21 protein-coding genes are annotated in these 19964 nt (G+C 63.7%); 6 read left to right on the top strand and 15 right to left on the bottom strand.

From position 1 onward, the window contains the following. Positions 1 to 2: 2 nt before the first annotated feature. Positions 3 to 476: a MarR family winged helix-turn-helix transcriptional regulator gene (locus JQ631_RS05890; RefSeq protein ID WP_212324743.1), complete on the bottom strand. Its 474-nt coding sequence runs from the start codon at positions 474 to 476 to the stop codon at positions 3 to 5. Between the two features lie 115 nt (positions 477 to 591). Beyond that, positions 592 to 1500: an amino acid ABC transporter substrate-binding protein gene (locus JQ631_RS05885; protein WP_212324741.1), complete on the bottom strand. Its 909-nt coding sequence runs from the start codon at positions 1498 to 1500 to the stop codon at positions 592 to 594. Between the two features lie 229 nt (positions 1501 to 1729). Between JQ631_RS05885 and JQ631_RS05880 the strand changes: the two genes are divergently transcribed. From JQ631_RS05880 to JQ631_RS05870, 3 genes are all read left to right on the top strand, one after another. Continuing rightward, positions 1730 to 2971 (top strand): amidohydrolase family protein, encoded by a 1242-nt coding sequence (locus tag JQ631_RS05880; RefSeq protein ID WP_212324740.1) that lies wholly within the window; start codon positions 1730 to 1732, stop codon positions 2969 to 2971. A gap of 48 nt (positions 2972 to 3019) precedes the next feature. Then, positions 3020 to 4225, top strand: a complete 1206-nt coding sequence (locus tag JQ631_RS05875; protein WP_212324738.1) for an amidohydrolase family protein — start codon at positions 3020 to 3022, stop codon at positions 4223 to 4225. Positions 4226 to 4381: 156 nt separating this feature from the next. After that, positions 4382 to 4699, top strand: a complete 318-nt coding sequence (locus JQ631_RS05870; RefSeq protein ID WP_212328510.1) for a hypothetical protein — start codon at positions 4382 to 4384, stop codon at positions 4697 to 4699. Between the two features lie 3 nt (positions 4700 to 4702). Here the strand turns inward: JQ631_RS05870 and JQ631_RS05865 are convergent, their stop codons facing one another. The 8 genes from JQ631_RS05865 to JQ631_RS05830 all read right to left on the bottom strand — a co-directional run bounded on the left by JQ631_RS05865 (position 4703) and on the right by JQ631_RS05830 (position 11888). Continuing rightward, complete coding sequence (locus tag JQ631_RS05865) at positions 4703 to 5620, bottom strand: DUF1932 domain-containing protein (RefSeq protein WP_212328509.1); 918 nt, start codon at positions 5618 to 5620, stop codon at positions 4703 to 4705. Next, positions 5617 to 6486: an ABC transporter substrate-binding protein gene (locus JQ631_RS05860; RefSeq protein WP_212324736.1), complete on the bottom strand. Its 870-nt coding sequence runs from the start codon at positions 6484 to 6486 to the stop codon at positions 5617 to 5619. Before JQ631_RS05860 ends, JQ631_RS05865 begins: the two co-directional genes overlap by 4 nt. A 19-nt stretch (positions 6487 to 6505) precedes the next feature. Beyond that, on the bottom strand, positions 6506 to 7189 hold the full coding sequence (locus JQ631_RS05855) for a 4-carboxy-4-hydroxy-2-oxoadipate aldolase/oxaloacetate decarboxylase (RefSeq protein ID WP_212324735.1): 684 nt from the start codon (positions 7187 to 7189) through the stop codon (positions 6506 to 6508). Beyond that, complete coding sequence (locus tag JQ631_RS05850; protein ID WP_212324734.1) at positions 7186 to 7899, bottom strand: PIG-L deacetylase family protein; 714 nt, start codon at positions 7897 to 7899, stop codon at positions 7186 to 7188. Before JQ631_RS05850 ends, JQ631_RS05855 begins: the two co-directional genes overlap by 4 nt. Before the next feature lie 66 nt (positions 7900 to 7965). Beyond that, positions 7966 to 9267, bottom strand: coding sequence for a C4-dicarboxylate transporter DctA (gene dctA, locus JQ631_RS05845; protein ID WP_212324733.1), 1302 nt, complete (start codon positions 9265 to 9267; stop codon positions 7966 to 7968). After that, entirely contained in the window at positions 9264 to 10148 is an 885-nt protein-coding gene (locus JQ631_RS05840) for an amidohydrolase family protein (RefSeq protein WP_212328508.1), read from the bottom strand. The genes dctA and JQ631_RS05840 overlap by 4 nt, the downstream gene beginning before the upstream one ends. Next, on the bottom strand, positions 10139 to 11104 hold the full coding sequence (locus JQ631_RS05835; protein ID WP_212324732.1) for an amidohydrolase family protein: 966 nt from the start codon (positions 11102 to 11104) through the stop codon (positions 10139 to 10141). Before JQ631_RS05835 ends, JQ631_RS05840 begins: the two co-directional genes overlap by 10 nt. A gap of 73 nt (positions 11105 to 11177) precedes the next feature. After that, a complete protein-coding gene (locus tag JQ631_RS05830; RefSeq protein ID WP_212324731.1) occupies positions 11178 to 11888 on the bottom strand; it encodes a TetR/AcrR family transcriptional regulator in 711 nt (236 codons plus the stop codon). Between the two features lie 117 nt (positions 11889 to 12005). Here JQ631_RS05830 and JQ631_RS05825 point away from each other — a divergent pair, with 117 nt between their 5' ends. Beyond that, the gene (locus tag JQ631_RS05825) at positions 12006 to 12986 is read left to right on the top strand and encodes a tripartite tricarboxylate transporter substrate binding protein (protein WP_212324730.1); all 981 of its coding nucleotides are present in this window, start codon (positions 12006 to 12008) and stop codon (positions 12984 to 12986) included. Positions 12987 to 13026: 40 nt separating this feature from the next. On the opposite strand, the gene JQ631_RS05820 is transcribed toward JQ631_RS05825, so the two are convergent. Then, positions 13027 to 14172, bottom strand: a complete 1146-nt coding sequence (locus JQ631_RS05820; RefSeq protein WP_212324728.1) for a mechanosensitive ion channel family protein — start codon at positions 14170 to 14172, stop codon at positions 13027 to 13029. Between the two features lie 128 nt (positions 14173 to 14300). On the opposite strand from JQ631_RS05820, the gene JQ631_RS05815 reads away from it, so the two are divergent. After that, positions 14301 to 15551 carry a DUF763 domain-containing protein gene (locus JQ631_RS05815; protein ID WP_212324726.1) on the top strand — a complete coding sequence of 417 codons (1251 nt, stop codon included), beginning with the start codon at positions 14301 to 14303 and terminating at the stop codon, positions 15549 to 15551. Here the strand turns inward: JQ631_RS05815 and JQ631_RS05810 are convergent. From JQ631_RS05810 to JQ631_RS05800, 3 genes are all read right to left on the bottom strand, one after another. Next, complete coding sequence (locus tag JQ631_RS05810) at positions 15452 to 16759, bottom strand: cytochrome P450 (RefSeq protein ID WP_212324724.1); 1308 nt, start codon at positions 16757 to 16759, stop codon at positions 15452 to 15454. The two genes, JQ631_RS05815 and JQ631_RS05810, sit on opposite strands and share 100 nt — an antisense overlap. Before the next feature lie 72 nt (positions 16760 to 16831). Beyond that, on the bottom strand, positions 16832 to 17158 hold the full coding sequence (locus JQ631_RS05805; protein ID WP_212324722.1) for a hypothetical protein: 327 nt from the start codon (positions 17156 to 17158) through the stop codon (positions 16832 to 16834). Positions 17159 to 17308: 150 nt separating this feature from the next. Then, complete coding sequence (locus JQ631_RS05800) at positions 17309 to 18082, bottom strand: ferredoxin--NADP reductase (RefSeq protein WP_212324720.1); 774 nt, start codon at positions 18080 to 18082, stop codon at positions 17309 to 17311. Positions 18083 to 18242: 160 nt separating this feature from the next. Between JQ631_RS05800 and JQ631_RS05795 the strand changes: the two genes are divergently transcribed. Next, entirely contained in the window at positions 18243 to 19439 is a 1197-nt protein-coding gene (locus JQ631_RS05795) for an amidohydrolase family protein (protein ID WP_212324718.1), read from the top strand. Between the two features lie 62 nt (positions 19440 to 19501). Here the strand turns inward: JQ631_RS05795 and JQ631_RS05790 are convergent, their stop codons facing one another. Further along, complete coding sequence (locus JQ631_RS05790) at positions 19502 to 19957, bottom strand: MarR family winged helix-turn-helix transcriptional regulator (RefSeq protein WP_212324716.1); 456 nt, start codon at positions 19955 to 19957, stop codon at positions 19502 to 19504. Between the last annotated feature and the right edge of the window lie 7 nt (positions 19958 to 19964).

The following is a 19964-nucleotide window of genomic DNA, read 5'->3' as shown; positions in this document are numbered from 1 at the left end:
GGCTACTTCGCCTCTGGACCGGCCTTGGCGTCCTGTAACCGGCTGGCCCGCTGTTCGATGCGCTGAAGAGTCTCGAAGGTTATCGCAAGTTCCTCGGGTGCGATATCCTTCAACAGGTTCACCCGCACCCGCCGCAGCACGCGGTTGGTCTCATCGACCTTGGCTTCGCCCGCCTTCGTCAGATGGAGCGTTTTGGCGCGGCGGTCGGTCGGGTCCTCTCGGCGCTCCACAAGCCCCTCGGCCTGCAGCAGGTCGATCAGGCGAACCAGCGATGGCCCTTCAATGCCGAGTTCGTCGGCCAGCACGCCTTGCCGCACGTTCTCACCCTGGCGCGACAGCACAAGCAGCGGGATCGCCGTCGCATAGGACAGGCCGTGATCGGACAGCGCCTGATCCGACTCGCGCCGCCAGATCCGGGCAAGGCGGGTGACGAGCCGGCCGATTTCACCGTGAATATGAGTCTGCGAGGGGGCCATGCGAATTAGATAGGAAACTAATTATTAGTTCGCAATCATATACCGATCACGAAATCGCGACCGGCCGCCCACGCAGAGTTCGGAAACACAAGTGCCGCCCGCTAGTTCCTCGCCTTTACTTCACCAGATACACATCCGGATCGGCGCTCGAGCTCGGATGCTTGAAAGCATTGCGCAAGGCCGCCGACATCGGGACGTTGTAGTTGAGGCCGTTCGGCGGCGTCGGGGATTCCAGCCACTTCCTGTAGAGCACCTCGATCTCCGGGCTCGCATAGAGCTCGGCCGTGGCGCGATCGGCCAGCGCCTTGAACGGCGCGTCGTCCCGGCGCAGCATGATCCCGTAGGGCTCAGGCTTCGAGAACGTCTCTTCGCTGATCATGAACTGTGCCGGCTCCTTCGAGCGCGCGATGGCAACCGCAAGCTGGACGTCGTCGAGCGCGTAGGCCTGCGCGCGGTCGGTCTCGAGCAGCAGGAATGCTTCGGCCTGATCCACCGCCGGCATGATCTTGATGCCGAGATTGCGCTCGGTATTGACCTTGGCGAGCTGATTCAAATTGACCGACCCCGCCACGGCCGTCACCGCCTTGCCCTTGAGATCGTCGATGGTGTTGATCTTGGCGGCCTTCTTGGCGGCAAATCGGGTCGCGCTGAGGAAATGCGTGTTGGTGAAGGCGACCTGCTTCTGGCGGTCGGCATTGTTGGTGGTCGCCGAGCAGTGCAGATCAAGTGTGCCGTTCACCATCAACGGGATGCGGTTCGACGAGGTCACTGCGACAGTGTCGACGGCAATGTCGGGCATGGCGAGCTGCTTCTTCACGGCGTCCACGATCTTGAGGCAGATATCCATGGCGAAGCCGACCGGCTTCTGGTTGCCGTCGAGATAGCTGAAGGGCACTGAGGCTTCCTGATAGCCGAGCGTGATCTTCTTGGTGTCCTTGACCTTCTGAAGCGTGCCCGACAGATCTTCGGCCGACGCTGCGCCGGCAAGACAAGTGAAAGCCAAAAGGACGGCGGGTAGACGCATCGGGGAGCTCCTGAAAGCGGGTTGGCCTCCATTGCGGGGCGCAATCGATGGGGTGATAGCCCAGGCGGTCGCCAGCCACCAGACCAGCCTGCGTCTATCAGCTATCGCGGCTTTCGATACGTACCTCGATATCCCGGAGGACGCATATATTTTGATCAGATCTCCGCTACATTGCCGCACGCCTGTAACCTCGCCGACTGCTATAAGTCGACATCTCAAGATTCCCGCCATGACCGTCCAGCCAGCCTTCGACCTGATCTTCCGCAACGCCCGATTGCGATCATCCCCGACGCTCGTCGATATCGGCGTGACGAACGGACGCATCGCCGCAATCGAACCCAGGCTCGCTTGCGAAGGCATCGAGGTCGATGTGGGAGGACGACTAGCCTTGCCCGGCTTCGTCGACACTCACATCCATCTCGACAAGGCCTGCTTGCTCGAGCGCTGCGGGCACATCCGAGGCACGCTGGGCGATGCCATCCGTGCCGTTTCGGCGATGAAGCGGGATTTCAGCACGGACGACGTCTATGCACGCGGCGCCAAGGTGCTCGAACGCGCCATCGTGCACGGAACCACACATATGCGCACCCATGTCGAGATCGACCCGCGCATCGGCCTGCGCAGCTTCGAGGCGGTCAAGGCGCTCAAGCGCGATTACGCCTGGGCGATCGACCTCGGACTTTGCGTCTTCCCACAGGAAGGCCTGACCAACGATCCCGGCGCTGACGAACTGCTGGTTCAAGCCTTGCGCGACGGCGCCCATGCGATCGGGGGCTGCCCGTATACCGACCCCGACCCGAATGCGCATCTCGCACGCATCTTCGATCTCGCCCAGCAGTTCGACCTCGACGTCGACCTTCATCTCGACTTCGATCTCGATCCGTCCTGGTCTCATCTCGATGAGGTCTGCCGGCAGACCGAGCGGCGCGACTACGGCGGCCGCGTCGCGATCGGTCATGCCACAAAACTCTCGGCCCTGCCGCCGGAACGGCTCAAGGCGGCCACCGCGCAACTGGCGAAGGCCGGTGTCGCCGTCACCGTGCTGCCGGCAACCGATCTCTATTTGATGGGACGCGACGCCACCCACAACGCGCCGCGCGGACTGACGCTCGCGCACAAGCTCGCGAGCGACGGCATCGTGTGCTCGGTCGCGACCAACAACGTGCTCAATCCCTTCACCCCGTTCGGCGATGCCTCGCTGCTGCGGATGGCGAACTTATACGCCAATGTCGCGCACGCCGCCGTCGGCGATTTCGATACCTGCCTCGATCTCGTCACCGAGCTGCCGGCGCGGCTGATGAACCTCAGGGATTACGGCATCGCGGTCGGCAAGCCCGCCGATCTCGTCGTGCTCGACACACAAGATAGCCGCTTCGCGATCGCCGAACTGCCGGATATCCTGATGGGGTTCAAGAGTGGGCGGCAGACCATTGAGCGGGCGCCGGCCAAGCTGTTTCACCCGCGAAACTGATCGGCGCGCGCAACACGCGCCACACATCGACCCAACGGGAGCTACCGGATGGCCTTCGACAAGATCTTCCTGAACGCGCGCTTCGACAGCGGGGCGCGGCATCACATTGCGGTCAAGGACGGGCGCATCGCGGCGCTCCTGCCGGCCGACGCCCCCGCGGGCGGCACCGACACCGTTGACCTAGGCAATGCCCTGGTCGTTCCCGGCTTCGTCGAAGGCCACATCCATCTCGATACCAGCTTCTATGGCGACGCGTGGCGCCCGCACAAGCCGTGCACCAATGGTTTCGACGTGCACGAACGTGTGGCCTTCCAGGCCCAGAACATGGCTGAAGCGGCGCCCATGGACGTGCGGGCGCGCAACCAGCTCGATCTTTGCATCGGACACGGCGCCACCCAAATGCGCAGCCATGTCATGGTTGATGGCTCGGTCGGCCTGAAGTCGCTGGAGACGATCTTGCGCGTGCGCGAGGAATATCGTGACCTGATCGACATCCAGCTCGTCGCCTTTCCCCAGAGCGGCATTTTGAGGAGCCCGGGGACGCCGCAATTGCTTGATGAGGCCATCGGTCTCGGCGCGAACCTCGTCGGCGGGCTCGATCCCGCCAGTTTTGATCGCGATGTCGAGAAGCATCTCGACGTCGTGTTTGGGGTGGCCAGCAAGCACGGCATCGGTGTCGACATCCACCTCCACGACATGGGCACGCTGGGCGCATTCGAGATCGAGCAGATCGCTGCGCGCACGCGCGCGCTCGGCATGGAAGGCCATGTCGCCATCAGCCACGCTTATGGACTTGGCGATATCACAGCGGATCAGCTCAAGGGCGTCGCAGACATCCTGGCTCGCGCCGGCGTCGCGATCATGACGAATGCGCCGGGCGCCCGGGCCTTCCCGCCGATCCTGCCCTTGCGCAACGCCGGCGTCACCGTGTTCAGCGGCAACGACAACATCCGCGATTCCTGGTGGCCCTATGGCGATGGCGACATGCTGCGCCGGGCAACGACACTCGGCTATCGTTCTGGCTTCAACATCGATGAGGAATTGCGGGTCGCCTTCGATGTGGTCACCGCAGCAGGCGCCAAGGCGCTGCGGCTCGAAGGCTACGGCCTATCTGTCGGGGCCAAAGCCGACTTCCTGACGTTGAACGCGGAACATGTCCCCGAGGCCGTGGTCGCGGTGCCGCAGGGCCGCGCTGTGTACAAGGCAGGTATGCTCGTCGCACTCGACGGTAAGATGGTCGGGAAGCGTCGCTGATCATCGGCATTTCGGGCCCGATTTGCCGCCAAATTCCACATAAATCCGGACCCGGTAAAATCCCGGACCGTAGCACCACGCGTTGCGAGGTCGACCACTCTGAACATACTGGCCCAGGCGCACTGACCATCTGCGTTCTCTGGGGAAGTCATGGATATGTTCAGCGCCTTCAGCAGCATTGATTACCAATCCATCCGGGCCAGCACGCCGGCCGAGACCGCCGTCAAGCGATTGAACGGCATCGGCGAAGTGTTGTCGGGCCTCGATATCTCGGCGATCCACACGCAGGACGACATGGCCCGCGCGCTGTGGACGCTCGATACGGCGGACAAGTGCATCCGCATGATCCTGACCGAGTTCAGGACCGAGCGCACCAAGGACGTCGTCCGCGAGGCCAAGAGCCTGATTGATTTGATCGAGGCCGCCCGCGACGAAGTCTCCGGCTGTCGCGACGACGACAGGGTTCCGAGCTGACCTTCAGCGTTTGATTTTCGCCAGAATCCGGTCCGCCTCCGTGCGCCAATCGGCGCTGCGGGCGAATTCCTTTGTGCCTTTCGTGCCAAACAAGCCTTCGTCGGCGAGATCGGCCACCCAGGCCTGACGCTCGGCCGTGCCCTGCGCCGACCATGGCGTCAGCCCGGCCTCGCGCACCGTTTCGGCGACTTCACGCACCTCTTCGGCACGACGGCGGCCGTGCTCGATCACGCGCTGGAAGAAATAGGCACCCTGCTTCTCCCAATTGATCGCCGGAAAGGTTTCCGTCAGCGAGGCCAGCACTGCATCCTCGACGCCATAGGCGCGTGCGGTGGTAAAACTCTCGATGACCATGGCCTCGAGGCCCTTGATCATGATGCTGCGGCACATTTTTACGGCCGAGGACACGCCGAGCTTGTCGCTCGCGACCTTCGCCGCAAAACCGATCGCATTCAGCAGCGGCTCCAGCTCCTTCGCGCCGGGACCGCCGAGCAGCAGCGGCACCTTGATCCGATAAGGCGGCACCGAGGTCATCACCGCGCCCTCGACGTAGCGTCCCGCGGCGCCGTCGATCAGGGCCGCCGCGCGCTGCTTGGCGCCTGGAGAGGCCGAGTTGAAGTCGAGAAACCACGTGCCTTGGTTGATCGCCGCAGCACAGGCCTTTGCGACCGGGACAGCCTGGCTCGCCGTCACTGCCGAGATGATGAAATCGGATTTCGCAGTCAGCTCGGCATGTGAGGTTGCAAGCGTCACGCCGAACTTCGCGGCGTGCTCCCTCAATGCAGCGCCCTGCTCGCCCTCGAGCTTGATGTCGTAGGCCGCGACTTTGATATCCTGCTGACGTAGATCCTCGGCCAGGATCCGGCCGACTTCACCATAGCCGACCAGCCCGATCTGCCAGTGCTTCGGATCTGACATCAGTTCAATCCTCGTGTCGTCGCATCGAAAAGCTCCTCGACCACGTAGCGCCGCGGGATCAGCGCCTGCTGGAACGCATAGTCGACGATCAGCTCCAACGGCTTCCTATTCGCCTCGATTCCGAACGGAATGAAGTCGGGATTGGCCGCAGGCCCCGCCTGTTCCTTGTTCCGCTTGAGCAGATCATAAAGGCCTGCGACCACATCGGGGCGCGATTTCGCGAGTTGCTCGGTCACGACCACGAGATGGTTCACCGGCACGACACCGCGGCGAGCGTACCATTTGGCAGCCTCCGCCGCGGGATCAGGGAAGAGCGGCTTCAGCCTGGGATTATCGGAGGTCTCGCCAAGGACAGCGTCGAGCTCGCCGTCGAGCAGCATCTGCAAGATCTTCTTGTCCTTCGATGCGCGCTCGGTGGTGTCGATATATTCGGCGACGTGCGGATCCTCGAACGTCACCCATTTTATCTTGTCGAGATTGACGCCATAGTCGTTGGCAAGAATGCCCCTGATCCAGGCGCCCGTGGTCGTCGTGAACGAGCGGATGCCGACACGCTTGCCTTCGAGGTCGGACGGTCCGAGCACTCCCCGCGCGGGATTGTAGAGCGCATAGGAGTGCTGGAAACGGCCCATCATGCTCGCGGGCAGCAGCACCAGCGGCTTGCCGTGCGCCTTCGCCATCAGATAGGTGACAATCGCCATCTCGCAGACGTCGAACGCCTGCTCCCGCACCATCGGCTTGAATGCCGCATTGGTCGGCGTGTATTCGATGAAGTCGAGATCGAACAGGTCGGAGCGGAGCCCACCGCTCTTCACCGCCTTGACGTGAGGGTGACTGCCGAGCACGGCGTTCAGCTTGAGACGATCCATCCGCCCGCTCCGATACTCTTCAGACATCCTCGGGATTGTCGACATAGACGAGCCCGGCCTTCGCCAGTGCTTCGCGCATGTTGTACATGTCGAGACCAAGCTCGCCCGAAGCAAGACGCGAGCGCTTGCCGCCCTCGTCGGCATTGCGCTTCTTCGCCCTCTCGGCCACTTCGGCCGCATGGCGCTTCGGCACCACGACGACGCCGTCGTCATCGGCGACGATGATGTCACCGGGATCGACATTGACGCCGGCACAGACCACGGGGACGTTGACCGAGCCGAGCGTGGCCTTGACCGTACCCTTGGCCGAAACCGCGCGCGACCACACCGGGAAATTCATCTCGTGCAGCGCTTTGACGTCCCGGCAGCCGGCGTCGATGATCAACCCCTGCACGCCGCGCGCCCTCAGCGAGGTCGCCAGCAGCTCGCCGAACATGCCATCGGTGTTGTCGGTGGTGCAGCCGACGACCAGAATGTCGCCCGACCTGCACTGCTCGACGGCGACGTGGATCATCCAGTTGTCGCCGGGCTGGGCCAGCACGGTGACGGCGGGACCGGCGATCGACGCGCCCGCCCAGACCGGCCGCAAATATGGCTTCATCAGGCCAAGCCGGCCATAGGCCTCGTGCACGGTCGAGACACCGTAGTCAGCCATCCCGGCGGGATCGGCCCGCTTGACGTTACGAACGACGACCGGCTTCATGCCAGTTCCTCCGCAACAGTCGGGAACAGGCGCTGATAGGCCTCGCCATAGGTCATGGGAACGCCGGTGTTGCGGCTACCCTGGATGCCGCGGTTGAGCGCGACGCGCTCGTAATAGCCCCAGAGATGCTTTTGCGCGGCGAGAATCTGGAAAGCCTCGTACTTCTCCTTCCAGACCTCGTCGATCTTGAGGAGCAGGTCGGGCTTGTAATTGCACTGCTCAGGCTGGTGCGGTTCGAACAGAAACACCGGCGGCGCCGAATATTTGTACTGCGCACCGGGCTTGTGGCCCATCGCCTGCGCGACCACACGGGTCTCCTGCGCAAAATGCGCAGCATTCGGATGGTCGAAATTGTAGGGGTCTTCCAGCGCGTGCGTCAGCACGAAGCGCGGATTGAGCTCACGATAGATGTCGACCATGCGGTCGAAATGCGTCTCGGTCAGCTTGAGCGGATAGTCGCCGCAATCGAAGAACTCGATCTCGGCGCCGAGCAGCTTTGCTGCCCGCTCCGCCTCGTCCTTGCGGCCGGCCTTGACCGATTCCAGCGTCGCGCCCTTTTCCTTCCAGGCGAACTGGCTCTCGCCGCGTTCACCAAAGGACATGCACACGATCTTCATGCGATAGCCCTTCTTCGCATGCAGCGCGATGGCACCGCCGGCGCGCCAGACGAAATCACCGGGATGGGCGGTAATCACCAGACCTGTTTTCATGGGAGAACTCCCCTCTTTCGTTCGTCAACATCATAGGCCGCCTGCGTCATGCCGGCAGCAATTTCATCACACGACGGTGGCCGCAGGCTCCTCGCCGTCGAGTACGCGCTTCAAGCGCTCGCCATCGAGCGCGCCTTCCCACTTGGCAATCGCGATGGTCGCGACCGCGTTCCCGATCAGATTGGTTGGCGTCAGCCCCTGTGACATCAGGCGATGGATACCGAGCACCAGCGCGACACTCGTCACCGGAATGGAGCCGGTGGCCGACAGCGTCGCCGCCAGCACGACAAAGGCGGCGCCCGCGATGCCCGCTGCGCCCTTGGAGGTCACCAGCAGGATCAGCAGCAACTCGATCTGCTCGGCAAGGCCTAGCGGCGTGTTGGTCGCCTGCGCCAGGAACACCGAAGCAGCGGCAAGATAAAGACAGGTGCCGTCGAGATTGAAGGAATAGCCGGTGGGAATCACCAACCCGACCACGCTCTTCTCGCAACCGGCATTTTCCAGCTTGGTCAACATTCGCGGCAACACCGTCTCGGACGATGTCGTGGCGATGCAGATCAGAAGCTCCTCCCAGATATAGCGGATCAGCTTGAGCAGCGAGAAGCCGCAGAGCCGCGCGACGGGGCCGAGCGCGACGATGATGAAGATGACGCAGGTCAGATAGAAGCCGCCCAGCAGCTTGCCGAGCGAAGCCAGCGATCCCACACCGAACTTGCCGACCGTAAAGGCAATGGCGCCGAACGCGCCGATCGGCGCCGCCCACATCACGAAGCCGACGACGGCGAACACCATCTTGGCGGCGATGTCGATCAGATTGATCAGCGGTGCGGCGCGCTCACCAAGCTGCACCAGCGCAAAACCACAGAGCACTGAAATGAACAGGACCTGGAGGATATTGCCCTCGGCGAAGGCGCCTACGAAGGTCGCCGGCACGATGTTCATCAGGAACGGCACGAAGCCAATCACGGCGGTTTGCTTGACGTAAGGCTCGACCGCGCTGGCATTGATGCTGGCAGGGTCGATGTTCATGCCGGCGCCGGGCTTGAGCAAATTCACCGCGACGAGACCGATGACCAGCGCGATCGTGGTCATGATCTCGAAATAGACGATCGCCTTGACTGCGACGCGCCCGACCCGCGCCATGTCGGCCATGTGCGCGATGCCGTGGACGACAGTACAGAAGATGATCGGCGCGATCAGCATCCGGATCGCCTTGATGAAAGCATCGCCGAGCGGCTGCATCTTGGCGCCCGCCTCGGGACTGGCGATCCCAAGGGCGATGCCGGCCGCCATGGCGATGAGCACCTGAATCCAGAGCTCCTTCCACCAGGCCCGCCCGCGCGGCTTGTCGATCGCCATCGCGGTCATCGGTCGAACTCGAACAGGCGCGCGGGATTGTCGACCAGGATCTTCTGCTGGAGTTCCGGCTCCGGCGCGAACAGCGGGATCAGATCGACGAGGTCGCCGTCATTCGGCATCACCTTGACGTTGGGATGCGGCCAGTCGGTGCCCCAGATGACGCGGTCGGGAGCGGTCTCGACAATCTTGCGTGCGAACGGCACCGCATCGGTGAACGGCGGGCCCGCTGAGGACACCCGCTCCGAACCACAGATCTTGACCCAGCATTTTTCGTCGCGCTGCATCAGCTCGATCAAAATCCTGAACGGAAGCTGGTCAAGCCCCTCGGAGGCCTTCACCCGCCCCATATGGTCGATCGTGTAGTTCAGTGGCAGCCTCGCCAGCATATCGGCATATTCAGGCAAATCGATCGCATCGAAATGCAGATCGATATGCCAGCCCAGCGGCGCCACCATCGCGATGACGCGCTTGAACACGCTCTTGTCAGGGACGCCGCCGAGATGGCGGACGAAATTGAAGCGGCAGCCGCGGAAGCCGCCCTCGTGCAGCACGCGAAGGCCTCGCTCGGTGATCGTGTCGTCGATATTGGCGACCGCACGGTAAGCGCCGTTGCTCTGCGCGATGGCATCGAGCGCGACCGTGTTGTCGGTACCGTGCACGCTGGCATTGACGATGACCGCCCGCTCGACGCCGAGCCTGGCGTGCAGCACCTTGAAGTCCTCGAGCGGCGCGTCAGGCGGCGTGTAGGACCGATCCGACGCATATGGATACTTCGAGCCGGGCCCGAAGATATGGCAATGCGCGTCGCAGGACAGCCTCGGCAGCTTGAATTTCGGCGTGCGCGTGTTCGGGTCGGGCGGTGGAATGGTCGGCGTGTACATCATATTGATCCGCTGAACTTGAACAGACGCGCGGGGTTGTCGACCAGCAGCTTCTGCTGGATCGCCTTGTCGGGCGCGTAGAGGGGGATCAGATCGACGAGATCCCCGTCATTGGGCATGATCTTGACATTGGGATGCGGCCAGTCGGTGCCCCAGATGACGCGGTCCGGCGCGTTGTCGATCAGGGCCTTGGCAAACGGCACCGCATCGTGGAACGGCTTGCCAGCAGCAGAGGCCCGTTCGAGGCCGGTGATCTTGACCCAGCACTTCTCGTCTTTCGTCTGGAGATCGAGGAGCGCGGTGAAGCCGGGATCGTCGAGACCTTTTGCAGCCTGCACTGTGCCCATGTGATCGATCACGTAGGGCGCGGGCAGCGCGGTGAGGATGGGCGCGAATTCGGCGATTGTGCCGGGCTCGAAATAGACATCGATGTGCCAGCCGAGTTCGGCGACCCGGTGCACGATGCGCTGGAATTTGTTCATGTCGCCAACGCCGCCGAGGCGCTTGAGGAAGGCGAAGCGGCAGCCGCAGATGCCGCCCTTGTCGAACGCGGCGAGTTCCTTCTCGGTCATCTCGTCGCTGACATTGGCGATGCCCTTGTAGGCGCCCTCGCTCTGCGCGATTGCGTCGGTGACGACCCGATTGTCGGTGCCATGCACGGTCGCGTTCACAATCACGCAGCGCTCGACACCAATCTTCTCGTGCACGCTGCGGAACGACTCCAGCGGCGCATCGGCCGTATTGTACGAGCGCTTTTCCGAGAAGGGATAACGGGATGCCGGCCCGAAGATATGGGTGTGGCTGTCGCAGGATTTCGGCGGCAGCTTGAACGATGGCGTCTTGGGATTTGGGTCCGGCGGCGCGATCGTTGGAATCGCCTTTTCAGCCGCCTGCCCGCGCGCTTCGCCCGCGAGCGCGGTGCAGGCCAGTCCGGTCAAGAGATGCAAGCACTCCCGCCTGTTCATTTCCCGTAACACTCCATTACAAGTCCGCTTGCGAGCGGATGCGCTGTTCGCGCCTCCCCTCGGGCGGCTTCTTTCAAGTCTTGCTGCTTGCGACAGGCCGCCGCCGCGCCGGCGCGGCTTGATCGAGCGCCGGCGCCTGGAACGCGGCCACGGTCGCCTGCACCAATTGCTCGATGGCATTGGCGGGATCGTTGCCGTCGGCCTCGCCTCGCGACAGGCGTGAGACGCGATCCGGCGTCACCAGCGAGTAGTAGAGGGCACCGAGCAGGAAGTGGCTGCGCCAGACGATATCGGTGCGCGGAATGTGCGGCAGACTGTCGTGAATCGCGTCGATGAAAGCGTGGCTGGTATCATCGAACGTCTGCGCGATGATTTTTCGCGCGACCTCGTTGCCCTCCGCCGACATCACGGCACGAAGCCGCGTGAAGCGCGCCCCGCCTCCGGCAAGATCGCTGCCCGAGGTGAAGGCCGGCACAACATATGCCCGCACGATTGCTTCCAGCCGGTCCTGGAGATCGCGCACGCGCTTCGCGGCAGCGAGCAGCTCCGAGCGGCGGAGGTTCATTGGCCCGCAATGCCGCCGGTAGATCTCCAGCAGCAGGCCGTCCTTGGTCTTGAAATGATAGGTGACGCTGCCGGGATTGGCCCCTGCTGCCTGCGCGATATCGCGCACCGAGACGGCATTGAAGCCGTTGGTGGCGAACAGTTCCTCGGCCGCGGCGAGGATCGCCTCGCGCATGTTCGGCTTGCGGGCCGTTTCCTTGCTGGTGGGCTTGCGTGACATGTGATTTGTACTATCGTACAAAAGATCAGGTCTCGTCAACAAAAACCACGGGCAACGTTCGGGAGCGGCTCCGATGAGCACCGCACGGACACGAATGCCCTCACGGAGTGCTGAACTATGCTGGGTTTGAACACGAAGGTTGCCGCTTTGATGCTCGGAGCCGGCCTGCTGCTCGCGGGCAACGTCGCGAAGGCCACCGATACCTATCCGAGCAAGCCGGTCCACATCCTGGTGCCTTATGCGGCTGGCGGGGCAGTCGACGTGCTCGCCCGCACGCTGGGCCAGGCACTCGCGAAAACCTGGGGCCAGCAGCCCGTGATCGAAAATCGTCCTGGCGCCGGCGGCATCGTCGCCTCACAGGCGCTGACGCAGGCAGCCCCGGACGGCTACACGCTGATCCTGATCGCGAGCGGCCATCCGTTGAACCAGTTCATCTATCCGAGCGTGCCATACGACACCTTCAAGGATTTTACCGCGATCACTGAAGTCGCCTCCTCGCCGCTTGCGATCGTGGTGGCCAAGGACAGTCCTTACAAGACGCTCGGCGATCTGCTCGCCGCCGCCAAGAAGGAGCCGGACAAGCTCTCCTACGGCATGTCCGGCAACGGCACCTCGGCGCATCTCGCAGGTGAACTCTTGAAGCACATGTCCGGCACCAAGATTGTCGCGATCCCCTACAAGGGCGGCGCGCCGGCGCTCACTGCCGTGATCGCAGGCGAAATTCCGCTCAGCATCAATCCACTCGCGGAGGCCATCGGCCAGCTTGACGGCGGTCCGGTGCGCGCGCTTGCGGTGACATCGGCCGAGCGCTCCAAGGCGCTGCCGAACGTGCCGACCGTCGCCGAGTCCGGCGTATCAGGTTACGACGTCTCGGTCTGGTGGGGCGTGCTTGGTCCGGCAAAAATGCCGCCGGAGATCGTCGCAAAACTCGAGACCGATCTGAAGGCCGCGCTGCAGGATCCGGGCGTGCTGTCCACGCTCGGCAAGATCGGCGCAACTCCGGTCGGCTCCTCCGCCAAGGATTTCGACTCCTACATGCACGCCGAGGCGACCAAATGGGAACCGGTGCTGAAGGCTGCCGACATCCGCGCGCAGTGAGGTCTCCAAGCGATGGGCAATAAGGAGCGTCGCGCGCCGGTCAATTGTGCGCAGGCGCCCTCATCTTCTCTGACGACGCAGCACGTCGCAAGAATTCATCATCGTCACCTCCGCCCTGCGGGATCAGGATCGCGCGTTCGCGCGGCAGGGCTTCCGGCATCTCGTCCCGGATGAAGGCGATCAGCCTCTCGCGCATCTCGCAACGCAAGTCCCAGGATTGCGGCGCATTGCGTGCGCTGACCAATGCGCGCAGCTCAATGGTGCGCGAATCCGCGTCGATCACCTGAAGATTGACCACCGCGCCATCCCAGAGCTTTGATTCCTTCACCGCCCCTTCCAGCCAACGCCGGATGCGCGGCACGTCGGCGCGGTAGTCGACATGGAGCGCGATGACGCCGATCAGGGACGCGGTGTCGCGGGTCCAGTTCTGGAACGGTTTTTCGATGAAGTAGGACAGCGGCACCACCATGCGGCGCCAGTCCCACAGCCGGATCACCACATAGGTCGCGGCGATGTCCTCGACCCAGCCCCACTCGTTCTCGATGATGACGGCGTCCTCGATCCGGATCGGCTGGGTGATCGCGATCTGCAAACCCGCGATCAGATTGCTGAGCAATGGCCGCGCGGCAAGACCGACGATGATACCGGCTGCACCGGCGGAAGCGAACAGGCTGACGCCATATTGCCTGACCGAGTCGAACGTCATCAGCGCGGTCGAGACTGTGATGATAACGATGATAATGTCAGTAACGCGCTTGAACACGCGCACCTGGGTGACGTGCTTGCGCGCGACGAAATTCTCGGTGACGTCGCGGAAATTCTGCAGGTAGCGCGCCGCGCTCATGTCGACGATACGGATCGATATCCAGCCGATCAGCGCAATGAAGGCGACGACGAACAGGCTCGTCAAGGGCTCGCGGAACGAATCACTCAACGGCGCGAGCGGCAAGACCAGCGCGACAGCGGCAAGACAAAGCGCGAGCTGAGCCGGCCCTGAGGTGCGTTCGATGAAGACGCCCATCAGCGGAAGCCGGGTTCCGAAAGCGCGATTGAGCAGCCAGGCAGCGAGCCGGTAGAACGCCAGCGCGAGCAGGATCGCGCCGGCAACGAGGCCGAGACCGATAACCCACGACGGTATCCACCCGAACATTTTGTCGAGGTCGGCCATAAGAGCCTGCCTGGTCATTCGCGTCCCCGGACTTGCATTCCCATCTCGCGCTCAACGCATTGCGCCCGGCTTCGCTCCCCCCGCCCCGTGCAACGCAGCATTCCTCAGGTGCAACCGTCAGTGGATTGCGCTACTTTGAAGCAAGAATGACCAGGCGAACCGGCAGCGCCGATCTTCCTCTCCACACCGGGCGGGTTCCGCCGTGGCTGGCGAGCCGCATGGCTTCGCTGGGGGCGATCGTCACGCAGGCCATCGTGCATCACTACGGGCGCGATGCGTTCCTGCAGCGGCTGTCGCATCCGTTCTGGTTCCAGTCGTTCGGCGCCGTGATGGGGATGGACTGGCATTCCTCGGGCATCACCACCTCCGTGATCGGCGCACTGAAGCGCGGGCTCGGCCCGCTCCAGGACGAGCTCGGCATCTACGTCTGCGGCGGGCGCGGCCAGCATTCGCGCAAGACGCCGGACGAACTGCTGCAGCTTGGCGACCGCGTCGGCTTCGACGGCGTAGGCCTGACGCGCGCCAGCCGCCTGGTGGCGAAGGTCGACAGCGCCGCGGTGCAGGACGGCTTTGATCTCTACCTGCACGGCTTCTTCGTCACGGCCGACGCCAAATGGACGGTGGTGCAGCAGGGCATGAACGGCGACAAGCGCCAGGCCCGGCGGTATCACTGGCATTCCGAGGCGCTGAAGAGTTTTGTCGATGCGCCGCACAGCGCGATCGACGGTCCGCAGCAGGGCGAGATCGTCAACCTCACCGACCATCGTGCCGGCGTCTCGCGCACCGCGCAGCTCGAGCTGCTCACCGATCTCGGCCCCGATCGCATTCTCACCGAATTCGAGCGGCTGTCGGGCACGCCGCCCGAACCAGCGCAGGCGATGCTGCCGCATTTGATCATGCCCGCGCATCACGATGTCCGGCCGAAGGACGTGTTCGCGCGGCGCCTGCACGGCACCCTCGCCGCAGCCGCCGAGCGCGGCCCGGTCGATTTCCCGGAGCTGTTGCTGACACCCGGCGTCGGCGCACGCACTGTGCGCTCGCTCGCAATGGTCGCCGAGGTCGTGCACGGCGCACCCTATCGCTTCAACGATCCAGCGCGCTTCTCGCTTGCCCATGGCGGCAAGGACCGACATCCCTACCCCGTGCCGATCAAGGTTTATGACGAGACCATCCGCGTGCTGAAGGACGCCATCCAGAGCGCAAAACTGGGACGTGAGGAAGAGCTGCAGGCGATCAAGCGCCTCGACGATCAGGCACGGCGGCTCGAACGGACCGCAAGCGGGCCGTCGGTTGAGGCCTACATCGAGGGCGAACGTGCAGCCTCGCCAGATCTCGACGGCCGCTCCGTGTTCGGCTGGGAACGCGATCTGGTTGCGGCTCGGAAATCGACGGGCTGACGCTCCACGGCGATGACCGGCAGCTTTGCGATCGCGCGGATGCCAGGCCGCTTGCGCCAATGGACCTGCGATGGATCGACCGCGAGACCAAGCCGTGGCCAGCGGGTAAACAGCGCCTGGAGCGCACACGCGCCCTCGATCCGCGCCAGTTGATGGCCGAGACAGAAATGAATTCCCGTGCCGAACGAGATGTGGCGGTTGGGCTTGCGCGCGAGATCGAGCTGCTCGGGCTGCTCGCGCACTGCCGGATCCATGTTCGCCGCCGCGAGCATCACCATGACGCGGTCACCCTTCTTCAGGCGCACGCCCGCGAGTTCGACGTCCCGCCGCACATAGCGCGGCTTTGAGAATTGCACCGGCGAGACGAAGCGCAAGAACTCCTCGACGGCGAGCCCGGTGCGGCTCCAGTCCTCCTCCAGCCAGTCGCGCAGGTGCGGATTCCTGAGCAGCTCGTAAGCCGAGCCGCTGATCAGATGCGTGGTGGTCTCCGAGCCCGCCGCGAGCAGCAGGAAAACCATCGAGACCATTTCGTCCGGCGTGATCTCGCCGCCTTCGCGTTCGACCTGGACCAATTCCGCAATCAGCCCCTCGCCGCCCCGCTCGCGCGCGATCTGCAACTGCTTCTCGAGATAGCTGCGCATCTTGCGGAACGCGAACAGCAGCCGGAAGAAGCTGACGACGTTCGTCAGAGAGGACATTGAGTTCGCCCAGGCGATGAAGCGCGGGCGATCGGCCTGCGGCAGGCCGAGCAGCTCGGAGATCACCGAGAGCGGCAGGATGCGCGCATAGCTCTGGACGAGATCGGCCGGGCTGCCCTTCCTGAACAGCGCATCGGCCAGGCCGTCCGCGATGGCGCGGATGCGCGGCTCCATCGCAACGATGGCGCGGCGGCGAAAGGCCTCGTCGACAATGCTGCGCAGCCGCGTATGGTCAGGCTCGTCCATCGTCAGCATGTTGTTGGCGATGGTCCTGACTAGCCCCGGCATCCACCAGCGCAGGCCCGCAACGTTGCCGTCTTCCTTGCGCAGCGTGAAGATCGTGCCGTCCTTCAGCACCTCTGCGGTCGCATCATGGGTGGTGGTGATCCAGACGTCGCCGACGAGGGGAAAGCGCGCCGCGACGACCGGGCCTTGCGCGCGCAACGCGGCGATGGCCTTGGGCGGATCGCGAAAGAAGGCCTCGCTGGTGAAATCGAGGCGCGGTGCCATGGGATCACCGGATTGGTTGGTGGCGCCTCACCGAGATGGTGGGCGAGGCCAAGGACTGGAACCGGCCCTTCGCTATCCTCGTCCCGGCGTGCGCGGCCCGGCCTTGCGCTGCTGCTGGTTGGTATAGGCGTCCCAATGGCTCCAGCTGCCATTGCTCAGGCTTTGCATATCGGTGCCGAGCGGACGGCGCGTGCGCTTGTCGTGGTCCGCAATCGCGCGCTCGGACTGCGCGATCTTGCGCTTGAGCTCCGCGATCGTCTTCTGGGTCTGGCCGTTGCGCTTCGCGGACGCGATCTCGCCCATCGTGAAGCGCGCGGTCTCCAGCGCCTTCAACTCGGCGCGGTTGTTCTTCAACTGAACCCGGTGCCAGGCGATATTGCTGTCGCTGTCCGCAACCATGTGGGAACTCCGCTGATTCGGTCCCACAGTGTATCAAGTGCCGAATCGACGGGGCAACGCCCCCGCCGCGGCGAAAATACGGTGTTATTGCGCAGAAATTCCGCGCTCGGAGCCCCGGAACGAGGTTCCGGCACTTCGCTCGAAAACGCTTTAGCGCTCTGCGAAGGCCTTCTCGACCACGAACTGGGCCGGCTCGCCGTGGTTGCCTTCGACGAAGCCACGCTCGCCGAGGAGCACGCGGGTGTCTGCCACCAGGGCCGGGCTGCCGCAGATCATGACGCGGTCGTGCGCGGCCTCCAGCGCCGGCAGGCCGATATCGGCAAAGAGCTTGCCTGAGGTGATGAGGTCGGTGATGCGGCCGCGATTGCGGAAGGGATCGCGCGTCACGGTCGGGTAGTAGATCAGCTGATTGCTGATGTACTCGCCAAGCACCTCGTCCTTCGGAAGATGCTCGGTGATCATCTCGCCATAGGCGAGTTCCTTGACGTGACGGCAGCCGTGCAACAGCACGACCTTCTCGAACCGCTCATAGGTCTCGGGGTCCTTGATCACGCTCAGGAACGGCGCGAGGCCGGTGCCTGTGCCGATCAGATAGAGGTTGCGGCCCTCTTCCAAATTGTCGATGACAAGCGTGCCGGTCGCCTTGCGGCTGACGATGATCTCGTCGCCCTGCTTCAGATGCTGGAGCCGCGAGGTCAGCGGTCCATCAGGCACCTTGATCGAGAAGAATTCGAGCGTGTCCTCGTAGTTGGCGCTGGCGACGCTATAGGCCCGCAGCAGCGGCTTCTCGCCGACCTTGAGTCCGATCATGGTGAACTCGCCGTTGCGGAAACGGAAGGTCGGGCTGCGGGTGGTCTTGAAGGAGAACAGCGTATCAGTCCAGTGATGGACGCTCAAAACGCTTTCCTGATTGAAATTGCTCATCTCACCTTCCCTGTCGCTTCCATCTGCGGTTTCCGAGGCGGGCCAGCTATGCGTCGTTTGTACACGATCATTCGTATACTAATGAATAATCCTGCTTGATCCCGCGGTCAAGGCTGCCCAAGATCGAAAGCGTTGCAGTTAGGAATAAGGAGCCCCTTCCATGGCGCATGACGCACCCCAGGCCACCGGACCCTCGAAGCTCGTGATCCGCAATATCGGCCTGATCCTGTCCGGCGCGATGGAAAAGCCAATCCTGGACGGCGACACAATCGTCGCCGAGAACGGCAAGATCACTGCGATCGGCCGCTTCAAGGACCTCAACACGGGCGGCGCGACCACGATCGTCGAGGCCAACGGCACCACGGTCGCGCCGGGCCTGATCGACAGCCACGTCCACCCCGTCGCCGGCGACTGGACGCCGCGCCAGAACCAGATCGGCTGGATCGACAGCAATCTCCACGGCGGCGTTACCACGATGATCTCCGCCGGCGAAGTTCACATGCCCGGCCGTCCACGTGATGTCGTCGGGCTGAAGGCCATGGCGATCTTCGCCCAGCGCGCCTTCTGGAATCTGCGCCCCGGCGGCGTGAAGGTTCACGCCGGCGCGCCCGTGATCGAATGCGAGATGGTCGAGGAAGACTTCAAGGAATTGGCCGCCGCCGGCGTCAAGCTGCTCGGCGAAGTCGGCCTCGGCGGCGTCAAGGACGGCCCCACCGCACGCAAGATGGTCGGCTGGGCCCGCAAATACGGCATCCAGAGCACGATCCACACCGGCGGACCTTCAATTCCCGGATCCGGCCTGATCGACAAGGACGTGGTGCTGGAAGCCGACACCGACGTGGTCGGCCACATCAATGGCGGTCACACTGCGCTGCCCGACGACCAGATCCGCTGCATCTGTGAAGGCTGCAAGCGCGGCCTCGAGCTCGTGCACAATGGCAACGAGCGCTCGGCACTGTTCACGCTGCGCATCGCGCGCGAAATGGGCGATCTGCATCGCGTTATCCTCGGCACCGATGCACCGGCCGGCTCCGGCGTGCAGCCGCTCGGCATTCTGCGCATGGTCTCGATGCTGTCCTCGCTCGGCGATCTGCCGGCCGAGATCGCGTTTTGCCTGGCCACCGGCAACACCGCTCGGATGCGTCAGCTCGATTGCGGCCTCATCGAAGTGGGCCGTTCCGCCGATTTCGTCATCATGGACAAGGCGCAGCACTCGCCCGGCAAGACCATCCTGGAGAGCGTCCAGCTCGGCGACCTCCCCGGCATCGGCATGACCATCATCGATGGCATCGTCCGCACCCAGCGCAGCCGCAACACGCCGCCGGCCGGCCGGGTGCCGGAGGTGGTGGCGAAGTAGGCCGCCTCACACACCACCGTCATTCCGGGCTCGCGACTTCGTCGCGCCCCGGAATGACGACTTCATCGCAGCTTGTTCAACAACGCCATCAGCAGCTCGCGCTCTTTCGCATCCAGCGGCGCCAACGTTTCGCGTGTGATCGCAATCGCGTTCGGCGCGAGCTTTTCCGAGAGCTGTTGACCGGCGCGCGTCAGGCTCACCAGGAGACGTCGTCCGTCCTCCGGATCCTGGCTCGTCTCAGTCAGACCGCGCACCGTAAGGCGGTCGATCACGCCCTTGATGGTCGCGACGTCCATCGCCGTCAATCGACCGAGCTGGTTCTGCGAGCACGGCCCGGTCTCGGCGAGCTTTGACAATGCCGCCCACTGCGTCGGCGTCAAATTGGTGCCGATGTCGCGCGAGAAGATCGAGCTGTGACGCTGCCAGACCTGTCGCAGGATGAAGCCGACCTGCTCGTCGAGCACGTAGGGCGGCTTGCCCGGTTTGACGCTCTTCTTCGCCGTGACGCTTCTCGCCATCCCCGCC

The organism is Bradyrhizobium manausense (assembly GCF_018131105.1).
GTDB lineage: Bacteria > Pseudomonadota > Alphaproteobacteria > Rhizobiales > Xanthobacteraceae > Bradyrhizobium > Bradyrhizobium manausense_B.
This window is presented reverse-complemented; position numbering and strand designations above follow the sequence as displayed.

Bases quoted from the DNA above. Each gene is read 5' to 3' on its own strand.
- JQ631_RS05810 (WP_212324724.1), bottom strand. From the start codon at position 16,759: ATGGCACCGCGCCTCGATTTCACCAGCGAGGCCTTCTTTCGCGATCCG.
- JQ631_RS05795 (WP_212324718.1), top strand. From the start codon at position 18,243: ATGGCGCATGACGCACCCCAGGCCACCGGACCCTCGAAGCTCGTGATC.
- JQ631_RS05870 (WP_212328510.1), top strand. From the start codon at position 4,382: ATGTTCAGCGCCTTCAGCAGCATTGATTACCAATCCATCCGGGCCAGC.
- JQ631_RS05825 (WP_212324730.1), top strand. From the start codon at position 12,006: ATGCTGGGTTTGAACACGAAGGTTGCCGCTTTGATGCTCGGAGCCGGC.
- JQ631_RS05880 (WP_212324740.1), top strand. From the start codon at position 1,730: ATGACCGTCCAGCCAGCCTTCGACCTGATCTTCCGCAACGCCCGATTG.
- JQ631_RS05890 (WP_212324743.1), bottom strand. From the start codon at position 476: ATGGCCCCCTCGCAGACTCATATTCACGGTGAAATCGGCCGGCTCGTC.
- JQ631_RS05860 (WP_212324736.1), bottom strand. From the start codon at position 6,486: ATGGATCGTCTCAAGCTGAACGCCGTGCTCGGCAGTCACCCTCACGTC.
- JQ631_RS05820 (WP_212324728.1), bottom strand. From the start codon at position 14,172: ATGACCAGGCAGGCTCTTATGGCCGACCTCGACAAAATGTTCGGGTGG.
- JQ631_RS05875 (WP_212324738.1), top strand. From the start codon at position 3,020: ATGGCCTTCGACAAGATCTTCCTGAACGCGCGCTTCGACAGCGGGGCG.
- JQ631_RS05805 (WP_212324722.1), bottom strand. From the start codon at position 17,158: ATGGTTGCGGACAGCGACAGCAATATCGCCTGGCACCGGGTTCAGTTG.
- JQ631_RS05835 (WP_212324732.1), bottom strand. From the start codon at position 11,104: ATGAACAGGCGGGAGTGCTTGCATCTCTTGACCGGACTGGCCTGCACC.
- JQ631_RS05790 (WP_212324716.1), bottom strand. From the start codon at position 19,957: ATGGCGAGAAGCGTCACGGCGAAGAAGAGCGTCAAACCGGGCAAGCCG.
- JQ631_RS05815 (WP_212324726.1), top strand. From the start codon at position 14,301: ATGACCAGGCGAACCGGCAGCGCCGATCTTCCTCTCCACACCGGGCGG.
- JQ631_RS05830 (WP_212324731.1), bottom strand. From the start codon at position 11,888: ATGTCACGCAAGCCCACCAGCAAGGAAACGGCCCGCAAGCCGAACATG.
- dctA (WP_212324733.1), bottom strand. From the start codon at position 9,267: ATGACCGCGATGGCGATCGACAAGCCGCGCGGGCGGGCCTGGTGGAAG.
- JQ631_RS05800 (WP_212324720.1), bottom strand. From the start codon at position 18,082: ATGAGCAATTTCAATCAGGAAAGCGTTTTGAGCGTCCATCACTGGACT.
- JQ631_RS05855 (WP_212324735.1), bottom strand. From the start codon at position 7,189: ATGAAGCCGGTCGTCGTTCGTAACGTCAAGCGGGCCGATCCCGCCGGG.
- JQ631_RS05850 (WP_212324734.1), bottom strand. From the start codon at position 7,899: ATGAAAACAGGTCTGGTGATTACCGCCCATCCCGGTGATTTCGTCTGG.
- JQ631_RS05885 (WP_212324741.1), bottom strand. From the start codon at position 1,500: ATGCGTCTACCCGCCGTCCTTTTGGCTTTCACTTGTCTTGCCGGCGCA.